Origin of the sequence: Roseibium sp. SCP15 (assembly GCF_040329435.1) — a bacterium.
GTDB lineage: Bacteria > Pseudomonadota > Alphaproteobacteria > Rhizobiales > Stappiaceae > Roseibium.
Window position 1 is genome coordinate 693,001 of record NZ_JBDZYI010000003.1, and the last position, 14,933, is coordinate 707,933.

Here is a 14,933-nt window from a genome sequence, read left to right on the forward strand (position 1 = left end):
CTGTCGATCGTCCAACTCACGAGTGCACCTGTCCCTTACACGACAGGCAACAACAGACGCACGGTCAGTCCACCGCCTGGTGTGTCACGCAGCTCCAGTTTGCCTGACGCCGCCTCCACAATCGCCTTACTCGTTGCGAGACCCAAACCGAACCCGGTGCCTTTGCGGATCTGACGTGCTGCGTCTCCACGCTCGAACGGCTCAAGCAGGCGCTCGCGTTCCGACGCCTGAATTCCAGACCCATGATCTATGATGTCGATGCACGCAGCGTCTTGCTCGCCCGCGAAGTCGATCTCAACGCCCGAGGCATACTGGATGGCATTGTCGACAAGATTTGACAACGCGCGGGTGATCTCACTGCTACAAGCTTCGATCGTGGCGCTCCCCCGACTGCGCAGTCTGACGGAAAATCCGAGATCTGAATACTGATCGGCCAGGGATTGCAGCAGACTGGCAACATCGATCCGTTGCACCGGACCGGAACTCGAACCGTCACGCAAGAACATGAGTGCCGTGTCGATCTGTTCCTCCATGACATTCAGATCTTCAAGGCTCCTGTTCCGGATGTCGCCGTCATCAAGAAGGTCGAGGCGAAGCCGCAGACGTGTGAGCGGCGTTCGAAGATCATGGCTGATGGCAGCCAGCATCCGCGTGCGTTTTTCGATGAAATCATTGATCCGGTGTTGCATGCGGTTAAACGCCTGGGCTGCAACGCGCACCTCTCTCGGTCCCTGTTCCTTGATGGGAATTGGGTTTACCGAACTTTCCCCGAATGTCTTTGCCGAAGCCGCCAGCTCCGACAAGGGCCGCACAAGCCCTTTCGCTGCCCAGATCATCAGTCCCAGGAAGGTCAGGGCCAGAAATCCGAAGAACAGATAAAATGGCAGGCCGATAATTGAAGCTGGTGGCGGGCGAAGTCCCCATTCTGCTGCGACAAGGCTATCGTCGCTCAAACGCATGTAGACGAGCGGTGGTTTGAAACCTCGCTCCAACGGACCGATCACATGCTCGATACGCATTCCAAGCACCGTTTCCCCCAAAGTAAACGGACCCGACCGCTTGCCTTCAGTGGTCGATTTCGCGGTGGTCAAAGCCTCTTCATCGACGAGCTCAATCTTGAGCTGCGGCAGTTCCTGCGAAAGTTCGCTGAGCACCGTTTGCCGCTCAGTCGCCGGGGTTTCGTTCAGCTTCGTGACCGCAACGCTCACGAAATGACTGTTCATGATCGTTGGGTTGCCTTCAAACGCCTGCTTGACGAAGTAGAGCGTGATGACACCGACGAGGATCATAAAGAGGCTTGCACAGATCATCAGAACGAGGATCTGGTTGCGCATTGTCTCCGGCCAAAACCGCCTAATCATTGGGGACATCCCGTTCCACCGGCGCAACGAATTCATAGCCTCCGGAGCGAACCGTTCTGATAAACCTGTAAGCCGCTCCTCCGACTTCAAGCTTGGATCGCAATCGGCTGACAAGAATATCGATGTTGCGTCCGTTGGAAGCACCAAACTGTCCGAGGGTGAGGTCAATCAGCTGATCCCTGCTGAGAACATGCCCTTCGCGTTCGACCATGACCTTGAGCAGGTCAAATTCTGCAGGCGTCAGCGAGATCAAGACGTCATCAGCGTTGAAAAGCTGACGGGTCCGGCAATCCATGAGCCAGCCTTCAAAACGCAACCGGGCACTCTCCACGGGAGACACCGCCCCATCAAGCTCCACTCGTCTGAAGAGGGCGCGGACCCGAGCGACAAGCTCCCGCGAGTTGAACGGCTTGGTAACGTAGTCGTCGGCACCAACCTCCAGGCCAACCACCCGATCGATGTCTTCCCCCTTGGCCGAGACGATGATGATCGGAACGTTACCTGCCGCACGAAGACGGCGGCAGATGCTGATACCGTCCTCGCCCGGCAACATGACATCCAGCACAATCAGATCGATGCGGTCTCTGGCGAGCTGACGGTCCATCTCGGCCGCATCGCGGGCGAGAGTGACCTTGAACTCATTGGCGATGAGGTGCCGTTTGATCAGCAGGCCGATCTCGGGATCGTCCTCGACAACCAGGATGTGATGCGGTCTTTGCATGCGGCAGTTATGCCTGAATACGCGAGTTTTTCATCCGGTTTTTCAGCTTTCTTGTATCCGAATGTTTCTGATATCGAGCGTGGAAACACCCCGAAATCAAGCGCCGCAGCCGGTTAAGCATTCGCGAACCAATCCGGACCAACGGTCATGGAAGTACCGGCGTAAGACTCAATTTGGGAGCAAAATCAATGATGTCCATCGGCTCAATGCCCATGGTTCCACCCGGGGGATCGCCGCGGGATCAGGTGGTGAATAACTTGAGCGCGCAGGTCGAGGCAGGTGAAATCTCCTCCGAAGACCAGGAGGCGATGCTTGATGCCCTCGACGCAATCCACGCGCATCGCCAAGCAACTGAGAAACCGGATTTCAGTTCCGGACCACCTGCAAAAGAAGAGGTGTTGGCGAAATTCCAAACCATGCTGTCCGACCAGGTCGACGCCGGCACAATCAGCCAGGAGCAGGCTGATCATCTCTCGGAGATTTTCGAAGAAGGCGGCTTGGGCAATCCGCGACACGCCGGGCCTCTTGGCCAGGCACCTGGTGCCCAGTCGGACGTGCAATCCGGCGCCATGATGGAAGAGCTTATGAAGGTGGTGCTGGAGCAGCTGCATGGCAGCTCAAACTACGACGGCAACGGCGATCGGGCATCATCAAGCGTTTCTTCCCTGCTCGCTGACTTCAAGGTCTGACGGCAAAGTCAGAAGGGCCTGCCCCATCCGCCATGCTGTTCAGATCAGGTTTCTCAAATATCCGGATGAGGAGCGCGAAAGCACGTCGTGAAATGACTGGATCACCACTCGTTGCCTGAAACCGAAGATTTCAACCCGATAGACAATGCAGTTTGGTTCAAGTATTTCACGAAACGCCATTGCTTGCCGCAGGTGGAAGCTAGGGTCAGGTCTCATTAGTCCAGCCAGAAGATAACCGTAGCGGCGATTGTGGTCTTGCAATTGGATTTTGGAAGGATGCAGGCGTCAATTCCCTTGGCTTTGAGGGCGGCGCGCCATTTGTCACTGTCGTAACCCTTGTCGCCGATCAGAGTGCTCGCCCGCGGCAGGGCTGGTTATGTCCCGAGCCGACCTGCAGCGTGTCTGGTTCCCCGTCTTCCCCGGCCAGGCTACAGAATATTCGGTCAAAAACACCCAATCGGCTCCATCTTACGAAGCGATCATTGAGCGTCTTGTGCGGTCCATAGACATGCGGTGGGTCTCGCCATCTCAACCCGTTTCGAATGACACGGATTATCCGCTGATAACACGCATGTCATCTACTCGTGGTTTGCCTTGGGCTTTCGGGAAGTAGGGCTTGATGCGCTCAAGTTGGAGTTCGGTCAGCCAATAGCAATCAGACATGTGCAAGACCTCCTGCTCACTTGAAACACCCCTTACAGGAGAACTGAATCCCTGGAGCTACAAATGACCGCTGTGCGGAGTTAGCCGCCGTTGGTGACAGCGTTACCAACGACTGCTTCGCCGAAACATCATGGTCAAGCAGCTGGTGCATTGCGTTGCTTGCTTTTTTAATGCAAGAAGCCATCCGGGACTAAGTTTCTATTTTCTGATTGCAGGCGGTCATTGAAGATCTCGTTAAAGAGTTTTGCAGAAAAGTGGTGCAGTCCGGACTACCCGCCTGAGGTGGTCCTGGGCAGTGAATTGGATTCCGTTGAAGCCTATTTCGGTATCTTTCTACCAGTGGAATACCGGGAGCAAGTTCTTGCCGTGGGTCTGCCAAAGCCTACCGGTGCGCTTCTGTCTGCAATCTCCGATGGAGAGCTTGATCTTCATGATCTTTCCCAGCTGTGCAACCCTACTGAAGTCAAGGAAGAAACTATAGGCTGGCGAGAAGCAGGCTTGCCTGACAATCTTTTGGTGATTGGTAACGACTGTATGGGCAACAAGTTTTGCTTTGACTTATCCAATTTAGAGAAACAAACCTCGGGCAGTGTGCCAGTCTATTTCTGGGATCATGAGTTCTTTGAAACAGACCAAATTGCACCTTCATTTTCCGATTGGATCGATGCGTACCAGGGGAAGTGGAGTGATGGCATCTCACACACCGACATTTAATTCGGTAAGTAAGTTTCGAACACATCCTTTGCCAGGAATTGCCTCGCGTCAGGCCATTCCGCTATCAGCCTGACATCCTGGGTTTCAGGCGTTTATTCGCCATGCAACCTCTGCCCGAATGGGCACTATGCCGCCATTCGTTAGTGCCGGAATTAATGGCTCCAGACCCTAGCGGGAAACCGTCGGCCACCTCCCCTGCGGCCGGTTCTTACCCGAGGGACCCCAACAACAGATCGACCTAAACTCTGTCTTCAGTGCCGTTCGACAAAGCTGTCGATGACTTTCTTGACGCCGGCCTTTTCAAAATCGATCGTCAGCTTGTTGCCCTCGATGGACTTGATTGCGCCGTAGCCAAACTTGATGTGGAAGACACGTTCGCCAAGGGAAAAGTCTGAAGGCGTTTCGCTGACCGACTTCGCCACCAGTTCCCCTTCAATTGTCAACGGCCCCTGACGTTTCATCCGTGCGGATTTATAACCGCGGCCACCTTCTGAAAAGCCATCCGAGGATTGACGGGCGCGCTGCGCACGTTTCCATCCCGGCGTCGAGTAACTTCCTCCCTCGAACGGATCGGCATTGTCGAAACGTGAGGGAGCATACCCGCCTCCAGCATACCCGCCATAATTGGAAGAAGGTTCACCGATCTCGACATGATCGGGCGGCAGTTCGTCGAGGAACCTGGAGGGCACGGTGGATTGCCACAACCCATGTATCCGGCGGTTGGAAGCGAAATAGAGCTTGGCCCGCTTTTTGGCGCGCGTGATGCCGACATAGGCAAGCCGGCGCTCTTCTTCCAGTCCCGCCCGTCCGCTTTCATCCAGCGACCGCTGGTGCGGAAACAGCCCCTCTTCCCATCCGGGAAGAAAGACAGTGTCGAACTCGAGACCCTTGGCCGAGTGCAGCGTCATGATGGACACCGCGTCCGTGGCGTCCGCATTGTCCCGGTCCATTACCAGTGCGATGTGTTCCAGGAAGCCGGGCAGCGACTCGAACTCGTCCATGGAGCGAACAAGTTCCTTGAGGTTGTCGAGGCGTCCCGGAGCTTCCGCCGAGCGGTCCTGCCGCCACATCTCGGTGTAACCGCTCTCATCCAGAATGATTTCCGCAAGCTCGGTGTGCTTGAGCTGGTCAAGCTGCCGCCGCCAGCGCTCGAAATTGTCGAGCACGGTCTTCAGGGCGTTGCGCGGTTTCGGCTTCAGTTCTTCGGTATCGATCAGCTGACTGGCCGCCTGCATCAAAGGAATGCGTTCAGCGCGGGCAAGACCATGCACAAGCTTCAACGTGGCATCGCCAAGTCCACGCTTGGGCGTGTTGACGATCCGCTCGAACGCCAGATCATCCGAAGGCTGAACGACACAGCGGAAATAAGCCATGGCATCGCGGATCTCCATGCGCTCGTAGAAGCGTGGGCCGCCGATGACACGATAGTTGAGGCCGAGCGTGACGAACCGGTCTTCAAACTCGCGCATCTGGAAGGAAGCACGGACCAGTACCGCCATTTCGTTGAGGCTGTGCCCCTTGTTCTGAAGGGCTTCGATTTCATCGCCGATAGTACGGGCCTCTTCCTCCGAGTCCCAGACGGAAGCCACGGAAACGAGATCGTGGTCCGGCTCCTCAAAGTCGGTGAAGAGCGTCTTGCCCAACCGTCCTTCATTGAAGGAGATCAGATGAGAGGCTGCTGCCAGAATATGGCTGGTGGAACGGTAATTGCGCTCCAGCCGAATGACGACCGCGCCTTTGAAGTCATGTTCAAAACGCAGGATATTGTCGACTTCCGCGCCGCGCCAGCCGTAGATCGACTGATCATCATCTCCGACGCAGCAGACATTCGGATTGCCCTGCGCAAGCAGACGCAGCCAGAGATACTGCGCAATATTGGTGTCCTGATACTCGTCCACCAGCATGTAGCGGAAACGCTGCTGATACTCTTTCAGAACGTCCGGCCGCGTCTTGAACAGCGTGATGACATGCAGCAGCAGATCACCGAAGTCGGCCGCGTTGAGGATCGACAGCCGCTCCTGATATTCTTCATAGAGCCTACGTCCCTTGCCATTGGCAAAAGCTCTCACTTCACCTTCGGGAACCATGTCCGGTGTCAGGGCGCGGTTCTTCCAGCCATCCAGAATTCCGGCAAACGCCTTGGCGGTCCAACGCTTGTCATCAAGGCCTTCAGCCTGAATGATCTGCTTGATCAGTCGGATCTGGTCGTCCGTATCCAGGATCGAAAAACTGGATTTCAACCCGACCAGTTCCGCATGCTTGCGCAGGATCTTGACGCAGATCGAATGGAATGTTCCGAGCCATGCCATGCCTTCAACATTGCCACCGACGAACCCGGCAATGCGTTCCTTCATTTCGCGGGCTGCCTTGTTGGTAAAGGTCACCGCAAGGATTTCAGACGGTCGGGCAAGACCGGTCGCAAGAATATGGGCAATGCGTGTCGTCAACACCCGGGTCTTGCCGGTTCCGGCACCGGCAAGCACCAGCACCGGTCCCTCGGTTGTCTCCACCGCCAGTCGCTGTTCCGGGTTTAGACCGGTCAGATAATCCGGAGCCTTGCGCGCGGCCATGGCGCGCGCCGCGATCCCACCCTGAGGTCGTTGTGGAACGGGAGCAGGATCGGCGCGGGTGCCGATCGGCTGAAAGGGATCATCAAAAGGATCGTCGTACCCGTCCGGGTCTGCCATGATTTACTGGTCCGAATGTCAAAAGATCTTTCGGAGAACAATATAGCAACAAAATGTTCTTGGCGAGACGGATTTCCCGGAAATGGTGGGGACAAGAACCTTGCAGACCATACGAAAAGGCCGGGGTTGCGGGACCCCGGCCTCTAGGACAGCCAAAGAACAATAACTCGGAACTCTGTTCCCTAGGCTGCCTCGTCTTCGCGAACCTCGCTCAGGAACTGGCTGACCGATACCGAGAGGTTGGTTGCAACCTGACCCAGCTGTTCTGCGGACGTGCTCATGGTTTCCGACTGCTGCCGCGTCTGGTCGATCGATCCCGACACGCCGGCAACGTTGGAAGCGGCTGAGGAAGCACCGTCTGAGGCAAGCGTGATGCTTTGCGTGATCTCGCTCGTAGCAGCGTTTTGCTCATCAACAGAGGTGGAAATCGTTTCGCTGACCGAGCGAACTTCCTCGATCTTCTCAACGATGGAGCGGATCGCGGTCACGGATTTCTGAGTGGAACTTTGGACACCGGAAATCTGGCTGGCGATTTCATCCGTCGCCCGTGCCGTCTGCGTCGAAAGTTCCTTCACTTCTGCCGCCACGACCGCAAATCCCTTTCCGGCTTCACCGGCCCTGGCTGCTTCGATGGTCGCGTTCAGCGCCAACAGATTGGTCTGCTCTGCGATTGCCCGGATGATTTCGACCACTTCGCCGATCTTGTCGGCGGTTTCGGCCAGGATCGAGATATCGCGATCTGCGGCCACTGCGGTCTCCGCCGCGGTGGAGGAAATCTGGGTCGCCGTTGCTGCCTGACGCGAGATCTCTCCGATGGAAGCCGACAATTCAGCCGCGGCCGAAGCCACCGTTTGAACGTTTGTTGTCGCTTCTTCAGTGGCGGCGTTGGCGGCACGCGCACTTTCATCGGCATGCATGGCGATCTTCACCATTTCGCCAGCACTGGAACGCATGCCTTCCGTTTCGCCGTTCAGCTGTTCCTGGATGGAGGTTACAGACATCTGGAAGTGCTCGATCGCCCGCTCCAGTTTCTCAGCGCGCTGACGACGCAGGACGCGGCCGCGCTCGGCTTCTTCCTCAAGATCCTTCTGCCGGATCAGCTTGTCACGGAACACTTCCGAAGCACGTGCGATGTCGCCGATTTCATCCGGACGGTCGGTGTCTGAAACATCGACGTCCAGGTTACCTTCAGCCAGGCTCGAAATGGTGTCCCGCTGACGACCAAGCGTTCTTGTGATCGACAGGACCTGGTAGGCGACCATCGCAAGCGTGATGGCGGTAAAGACAACAGCCACAATCGACAGCCAAAGAATTTGCGTGTCGAAACGGGCAACATCGTGATCAGCGGCGGCCTCTGCCCTATGAATAAATTCCTCCGCAGCCTTTTTGACGAGGCCCAGGCGATTGGTTGCAGTTTCAAACCAGGCTGCCTCGCTCAGACCTGCTGAGTCGCCGGTTTCAGGCAGGTTCTGAATGATCAGGCGCATCTCCTGCGCCTGCTTGACGGCCGGGCCCTTGAGCGTTGCTTTCCAAAGCGCCTTCTGCTCACGGGTGGCAATGGATTCGAACTCTTTTTCGAAAGCCGATTCCGCGCCGTAGTTGGCAATCGTCTTGACATAGAGCTTTTGATTGACCTTGCCTGTCTCGTTGAACTCCTTCAGCAATGCGGCACCGTTTGCCCGTTCAAGGCTGCCGGTTGCCATTGCTTCAACCAGGGTCAGATAGGGAAGCAGTTCGGAAGTGATTTCCTTCGAGGGGCTTGCCTCCGTCGTTACTCCGACAACGTGAATGAGTTCTTCGATTTCCTTCGAATAGTTGGAAATGGCCTCGTCGGCAGACATGTTCTGCCCGTCAATCGCCTGACGGAACTTGTCGATCTTGTGAACCTCCTCAGCCACATGCTGCAGGTCCTCAAGAAGTTCCTGATCGTCCAGGCTCAAAGATGCGAGATGTTCGTCGAAAACTTTCAGCTTGGCGTCTGTCCTCGGCCGCTGTGCATTGAGCACCGAGCGAGCGTCTGCGGAATAATCCGAGTTGATGAACACAACCGTTTTGTCACGCTCTCTCTGGATTTCGTGAATCAGGTTGCCCGAGTCCTCGGCAATGCGGGTCATCGGTATCATGAAGGCGTGGTGAGAACGTTCCACGACCTTTTCATAGACGCTGAGTGCAGCAAACCCGACCACGGCGAGCATGGGAACTGCAGCGAGCAATCCTATTTGTAACTTAACACGCTTCATAGCGGTTGCCCCTCCAGAATAACAATCATTCTCCTGAAACTGGGGCGTACGTATTACTGGTTACTTAACGTTAGTTTCAAACTTGGCAATTTACGACACTATTACCGACCAATGCCAAATGAATCAATTTCAGGTGGTGAAGTTTTCCCTGACGTGATCGGTAATTTTCCCCATATCTGAGGTGTGTTTGATCCATATGCACTACGAAATTGTGCGTGAGTATCCTTTGATTCTAATACCTTAGCGTGTGCTCCGGCAAAACGAGCCCGCTATCGGAACAGTCCCGGCAATGCACCTCTCAGGTCCCCTGTCAGCGCTTCCACGTCTCCAGCGTCATCGCGTCGCGACCCGATCCAGCCATCCGGCCGAACCCACATTGCGCAGCGTTCAACGACACCAAGCAGATTGTGCGCCGTCATTTCCTGATCGATCAGAAGTGTAACGTGCTGCGCATCTAGGGCAGTTCGCGCCGCTGCCCCTTCTATGCTTCTCGCAACCACGGTAAGCGTCGTTTCTTCTGCGTGAGCTGAACACAGATCGATCGCACTTTCGACAAGCTGCCCGGCTTCTACGCCGCCGTCTGCGATGAAGACCACAATGTTATGGGTACCTTCTCCCAGCTCAGCCGTGAGGTAGCAAAGCTCTCCATTGGTCCGGGCAACTTGAAGATCTGAGGGAAAGTGGACACCAGGCCCTGGACCAAAGTCAGGCTCGGTACCGGTCGCAGCGACATTTTTTTCGTAAGGCCCCATGACAGCTTCATAACCGGTTCCTCCACTGCGCAGGTAGTGAACCATCTTGACCCCGAACTTGCGGAACGACCGTGCACGTTCGGCGGGATCGGCCACCGAGAAGAGATCGTCGTTTCCCTGACTGACTGTCAGGGCCGCTTGTGCTGCTGCGCGCCGTTCCAGATCGTAGGTGTCCAGCAGGGTTTCTTCTGCCTGTTCCTTGAGAACCGCCGACAGTTTCCAGCCGACATTCAGTGCATCCTGAACGCCGCTGTTCAGGCCAATGCCTCCACTGGGAGACATTGCATGCGCCGCATCACCGGCCAGGACAATTCTGCCGGAGCGGAAACAGGCGCTTAACTTGGACTTGCTGTGAAAGGCCGTGTCGTTGATTGCCGGACCCAGCTTGGCTGTAGGAACGTGTTTCTTGAGAAAGTCCCGCACCCTGGACCAGCTTTCCTTGCTTGGTTCGAAGGAGGCGGAATAGACCCTGAAAACTTGCTTTGTGCGATAGACGCTGACGATGAGAGATTCAAAGAACAGCACACCTTGGCTGTCCTTATAGGGCCAGCCTTCGATTTGCGCATCGAGAACGTGCCAGTGCAGCGATCGCTCGTGTCCCTCAAAGGCAATTCCTGCCTTTTCCCTTATCGAGCTGTGTATGCCGTCACATCCGGCAAGCCAGCCCGTCTTCAGTTCCTCGGTCCGCCCCGCCCTGTTCGTAAGCTCAATCCGAACCCCATCCGGCATTTCCTCAAAACCCGTCAGCTCGATGCCGCGCTCGATCACAACACCAAGGCTTTCCAGCCGAGCGGTCAGAATCGGAATGAGCCTGTCTTCGCCGAGATTGAGATGCCAGGGCCAGCGCTCACTTGGTGAAGTTGCCGTTGCGATGACACGTCCTTCGAAGAAAAAGGACATGGCATCCACACGAACCCCTTCTTCAAGCAGTTGGTCCAGAAAGCCCATTCTTTCAGCTGCAATCAGCGTGGACGGTTTCAGCACGAAGGCGCGAGGGTTGGTCGGCGGCGTGAGTTCTCTCTCGACCACGCGGACTGCTATGTTGCGTCGAGCCAGTTCAATGGCAAGCACAAGGCCGGTCGGTCCGGCCCCGCAGATAAGAACATCAGTCAAAACAGCACTCCGACTCGATACGTCTTATCGAAGCCTATGACATAAAATCTTTCAACAGAACCTTGCTGCCAGCCGATGATCAAACCGGCTTACGGCGAAACATCTTCGGAGAAGCGTCGTCAGGCGCCCACCAGATCGAACCAGCCGTCCTCGGAAATGACCTCGATCTTCAGTTCCTGGGCTTTCTTCAGCTTGGACCCCGCTCCAGGTCCGGCAACGACCAGATCCGTTTTTTTGGAAACGGAACCGGACACCTTGGCACCGAACCGTTCAGCCATGGCCTTGGCCTCGTCGCGGGTCATGCGTTCCAGCGAGCCGGTAAAGACCACAGTCTTGCCGGCGACCGGCGACCCGGACGCATCGATTTTCTCCGCATCTTTCGGGCGCACCTGCTCAAGCAGGGCATCCAGCTGGCCGCGATTGTGTTCCTCGGCAATGAACTCCACCAGAGCTTCGGCAACGATGTGACCGATCCCATCGATGTCGTTCAGTTCGGCCCAGGCTTCCCCGGCCTCGTCGGAGGCCGCTTTCATCGCTTCATAAAATGAGGCCCAGGACCCATAGGCGCGTGCGAGAAGTTTGGCATTGCCCTCCCCTACGTGGCGGATGCCAAGAGCAAAAATGAAGCGGTGAAGATCGATATCCCGCCTGGCGTTGATCGCCTCGAACAGGTTTCTGGCTGAAACGGCTCCCCACCCTTCGCGGTTTCGAAGCTCGGTCAGCGCGCGCTTGTCCCGCTCCTCCAGGGTGAATATGTCGGCCGGCGACATGACCAGCCCATCCTGGTAAAAGGCGTCGACTTGCTTCTCGCCAAATCCTTCAATGTCAAAGGCATTGCGGGAAACGAAATGCTTGAGCTTCTCTGTTGCCTGCGCGGGGCAGATAAGGCCGCCTGTGCAACGCCTTACCGCATCGACCCGCCCGGTCTTTTCATTTTCCTCGCGAACAGCATGACTGCCGCATGCCGGACAGACAGTCGGAAACTCGAACGCTTCGGCATCGGCCGGACGCTTTTCCAGGTCGATATCGACAATCTGCGGGATAACGTCCCCCGCACGCTGGATCTTGACCGTATCGCCGATGCGCAGATCCTTGCCGTCACGTATCGGTTCACCATCCTGCCCGATGCCCTTGATGTAGTCCTCATTGTGCAGTGTCGCGTTGGACACAACAACACCGCCGACCGTGATGGGCTCAAGTTTGGCAACCGGTGTCAGAGCGCCAGTCCGGCCCACCTGGATCTCAACATCATTGAGAACGGTAAAAGCCTGCTCGGCGGGAAACTTGTGCGCAATCGCCCAGCGGGGCGATCTTGAAACGAAGCCCAAACGCTCCTGCAGATCCAGCCTGTCGACCTTGTAAACAACGCCGTCGATATCATAGTCGAGCTGGGACCGGTTCTCCTCAATCCCGTGATAGACGCCAAGCAGCTCCTCAACCGTTTCACACCGCTTCATGAGCGGATTGGTCTTGAAGCCCCAGGTTTCAAAGGTCTCGACCATTCCGGACTGGGTGTCCGACGGCATCTCGCTCATCTCTCCCCAGGCGTAGGCGAAGAACCTCAGCGGGCGAGACGCCGTTATTTCAGACTTCAATTGACGCAGGGAACCGGCGGCGGCATTGCGCGGATTAGCGAACACCTTGCCGCCATTGGCTTCCATTCGCTCATTGAGCGCCTTGAAATCCTTATGCGCCATGTAGACTTCACCGCGCACTTCCACCACAGCGGGCACATTTCCGCTCAACCGCTCGGGAATGTCCTTGATGGTGCGGGCATTCGCGGTGACATTTTCGCCGGTCGTGCCATCTCCGCGCGTGGCGGCATAGACCAGCTCACCATCTTCATAGCGAAGAGACAGCGAAAGACCGTCAATCTTCGGCTCTGCCGTAACCGCCAGGACGCCCATCAGCGGGTCGAATTTCAGAAATCGGCGGACACGACCGACAAAATCGCGAACATCCTCATCGCTGAAAGCATTGTCCAGCGAGAGCATAGGAACCCGGTGGGTGATCTTGCCAAACCCGGACGCAGGTGCCGCGCCAACGTGAGCTGAAGGTCCATCCGCAAGAACCAGGTCTGGATACCGTGTCTCGATCGCGGAATTACGGCGACGAAGCGCATCGTATTCCGCATCCGAGATCGTTGGCGCGTCTTCCTGGTGGTAGAGCTTGTCGTTTTCTGCAATTTCCGCGGCAAGACGTTTCAGTTCCGACGAAGCCTGCTCAGGTGTCAGGTCTTCAACGCTCACCGTCTGAAAGGAGGATACGTCCGAATTGCTCTCGCTCATGCCACCCTCATTCGGCCGCTGTCAGAAGTCTGCGAGCGGCTGCCCGCGCTTCCTCGGTAATGACACTGCCCGCCAGCATGCGTGCAATTTCCTCGCTCCGGTGGTCCTGATCGATCTGTTGCACACGCGTTGCAACACGATCCGGCTTCATCGCCTCCTTGGCGATCAGAAAGTGTCCCTCTGCCCGCGCGGCGACCTGCGGCGCATGCGTGACCGTCAGCACCTGAACACTGCTGGCAAGCCGTGCAAGGCGCAGACCGATCGCTTCTGCGACCGCACCACCAACCCCTGTATCGATTTCATCGAACACAAGCGTCGGCGCAGAGCCCTTGTCCGCCAGGGACACTTTGAGAGCCAGAAGAAAGCGGGACAATTCACCGCCCGAGGCAACCTTCATCATGGGACCCGGCCGCGTTCCCGGATTGGTTTGAACGTGAAACTCAATCTGGTCGATGCCGGAGCGGGTCCGATTGTCCGGATCACTCGTCAACTCGACGATGAAACGAGCACGTTCAAGCTTCAGATCAGGCAGTTCGCGTTCAACGGCCTTTTCCAGCAAGCGGGCGGTCTTTTTGCGTTTTTCCGAAAGCGAAGCTGCCTTCTTGTCGTAATCCGCTCCCGCCTTGGCCGCAGCATCGACGAGGGCAGCGAGCTTGTCCTCACCAGCATCCAGATCGGCAAGTTCGCCTGCCATACGTGAGCAAAGCGCCGACAGCTCATCCACAGGAACAGAATATTTGCGCGATGCGGCGCGCAGGGCAAACAGACGCTCTTCAACGGCTTCCAGTTCGCGCGGGTCGTATTCGGTCTCGCGCAGAGCACTTTCCAGGCCGCTTCGCGTTTCCTCCAGATGATCCAGCGCCTCTGAAAGCGTGCGAACGGGCTGTGCCAAGAGATGCGGTACCTGATCGGACTTGCGCTCAAGTCGGCGCAACAGGCTGGCCAGTTCCGGGATTGGTGATGCCGAGCCGTTCAGAGTTTCAAAGGCTTCGTTCAGGTCGCCTGCAATCTTCTCGACCTGCATCATGTCGGTCCGACGCAGGGCAAGCTCTTCCTCTTCACCGGGTTCAGGCTTCAACTGTGAAAGTTCATCAACAGAAGAACGGAAAAAGTCAGCTTCGTTGCGGGCCGCCTCGATGCGGCGCTCATGGTCAATGACGGCCTTTTCTGCTGCGCGGAAGCCTGAATAGGACTTTGCGACACCTGCCGCCAGCTCCGTCAGGCTTCCAAAAACATCAATCAGTGCACGATGGCTTTCCGGGTCCACCAGGGCCCGGTCATCATGCTGACCATGAATCTCCACCAGCAGGACGCCGGCCTGTCGCAACAAACCTGCGCTGACCGGCTGATCGTTGATGAAAGCACGGGTTCGGCCATCAGAGGTCTGAATGCGCCGGAGGATTACGTCGCCGTCATCATCAATGTCGTTTTCCCTGAGGAACGCACGCACCGGGTGATTTCCCGGAACATCGAAAACGGCCGTCACCTGTCCTTGAGATTCGCCATGACGCACGAGATCGGCGTCACCCCTGGCGCCAAGTGCCAGCGACAGGGAATCCAGAAGAATGGACTTGCCGGCACCGGTCTCACCGGTAAGCACCGACATTCCAGCTGCGAAATCAAGGTCAAGTCGGTCAATCAGAACGATGTCTCGGATAGACAGCGTGACCAGCATGAAGGCGAGCTCCCTAGACTAAATTTCCGA

The 14,933-nt window shown here is 56.6% G+C and carries 10 protein-coding genes and 1 pseudogene; 2 read left to right on the forward strand and 9 right to left on the reverse strand.

The window, feature by feature from the left end:
* Positions 1–35 precede the first annotated feature (35 nt).
* Together ABLO27_RS17130 and ABLO27_RS17135 are read right to left on the reverse strand one after the other, a co-directional pair.
* Positions 36–1,361 carry an ATP-binding protein gene (locus ABLO27_RS17130; protein WP_353034168.1) on the reverse strand — a complete coding sequence of 442 codons (1,326 nt, stop codon included), beginning with the start codon at positions 1,359–1,361 and terminating at the stop codon, positions 36–38.
* Positions 1,354–2,082 carry a response regulator gene (locus ABLO27_RS17135; protein WP_353034170.1) on the reverse strand — a complete coding sequence of 243 codons (729 nt, stop codon included), beginning with the start codon at positions 2,080–2,082 and terminating at the stop codon, positions 1,354–1,356. Before ABLO27_RS17135 ends, ABLO27_RS17130 begins: the two co-directional genes overlap by 8 nt.
* 188 nt (positions 2,083–2,270) lie before the next feature.
* Here ABLO27_RS17135 and ABLO27_RS17140 point away from each other — a divergent pair, with 188 nt between their 5' ends.
* On the forward strand, positions 2,271–2,771 hold the full coding sequence (locus ABLO27_RS17140; protein WP_353034171.1) for a hypothetical protein: 501 nt from the start codon (positions 2,271–2,273) through the stop codon (positions 2,769–2,771).
* A 215-nt stretch (positions 2,772–2,986) separates the two neighbouring features.
* Here ABLO27_RS17140 and ABLO27_RS17145 read toward each other — a convergent pair whose 3' ends face one another.
* Together ABLO27_RS17145 and ABLO27_RS17150 are read right to left on the reverse strand one after the other, a co-directional pair.
* On the reverse strand, positions 2,987–3,139 hold the full coding sequence (locus ABLO27_RS17145; protein WP_353035058.1) for a transposase: 153 nt from the start codon (positions 3,137–3,139) through the stop codon (positions 2,987–2,989).
* 40 nt (positions 3,140–3,179) lie between these two features.
* Positions 3,180–3,434: pseudogene (locus ABLO27_RS17150) on the reverse strand (transposase); the annotation flags it as partial.
* Between the two features lie 300 nt (positions 3,435–3,734).
* Here ABLO27_RS17150 and ABLO27_RS17155 point away from each other — a divergent pair.
* Positions 3,735–4,148 carry an SMI1/KNR4 family protein gene (locus ABLO27_RS17155; RefSeq protein WP_353034173.1) on the forward strand — a complete coding sequence of 138 codons (414 nt, stop codon included), beginning with the start codon at positions 3,735–3,737 and terminating at the stop codon, positions 4,146–4,148.
* 251 nt (positions 4,149–4,399) lie between these two features.
* Here ABLO27_RS17155 and ABLO27_RS17160 read toward each other — a convergent pair whose 3' ends face one another.
* The 5 genes from ABLO27_RS17160 to recN all read right to left on the reverse strand — a co-directional run bounded on the left by ABLO27_RS17160 (position 4,400) and on the right by recN (position 14,903).
* Positions 4,400–6,835 (reverse strand): ATP-dependent helicase, encoded by a 2,436-nt coding sequence (locus ABLO27_RS17160; RefSeq protein WP_353034175.1) that lies wholly within the window; start codon positions 6,833–6,835, stop codon positions 4,400–4,402.
* Positions 6,836–7,017: 182 nt separating this feature from the next.
* Entirely contained in the window at positions 7,018–9,075 is a 2,058-nt protein-coding gene (locus tag ABLO27_RS17165; protein ID WP_353034177.1) for a methyl-accepting chemotaxis protein, read from the reverse strand.
* A gap of 269 nt (positions 9,076–9,344) precedes the next feature.
* Positions 9,345–10,940 carry an FAD-dependent monooxygenase gene (locus ABLO27_RS17170; RefSeq protein ID WP_353034178.1) on the reverse strand — a complete coding sequence of 532 codons (1,596 nt, stop codon included), beginning with the start codon at positions 10,938–10,940 and terminating at the stop codon, positions 9,345–9,347.
* Between the two features lie 119 nt (positions 10,941–11,059).
* Positions 11,060–13,228 (reverse strand): NAD-dependent DNA ligase LigA, encoded by a 2,169-nt coding sequence (ligA, locus tag ABLO27_RS17175; protein ID WP_353034180.1) that lies wholly within the window; start codon positions 13,226–13,228, stop codon positions 11,060–11,062.
* 7 nt (positions 13,229–13,235) lie between these two features.
* The gene (gene recN, locus ABLO27_RS17180) at positions 13,236–14,903 is read right to left on the reverse strand and encodes a DNA repair protein RecN (protein WP_353034182.1); all 1,668 of its coding nucleotides are present in this window, start codon (positions 14,901–14,903) and stop codon (positions 13,236–13,238) included.
* Positions 14,904–14,933: the final 30 nt, after the last annotated feature.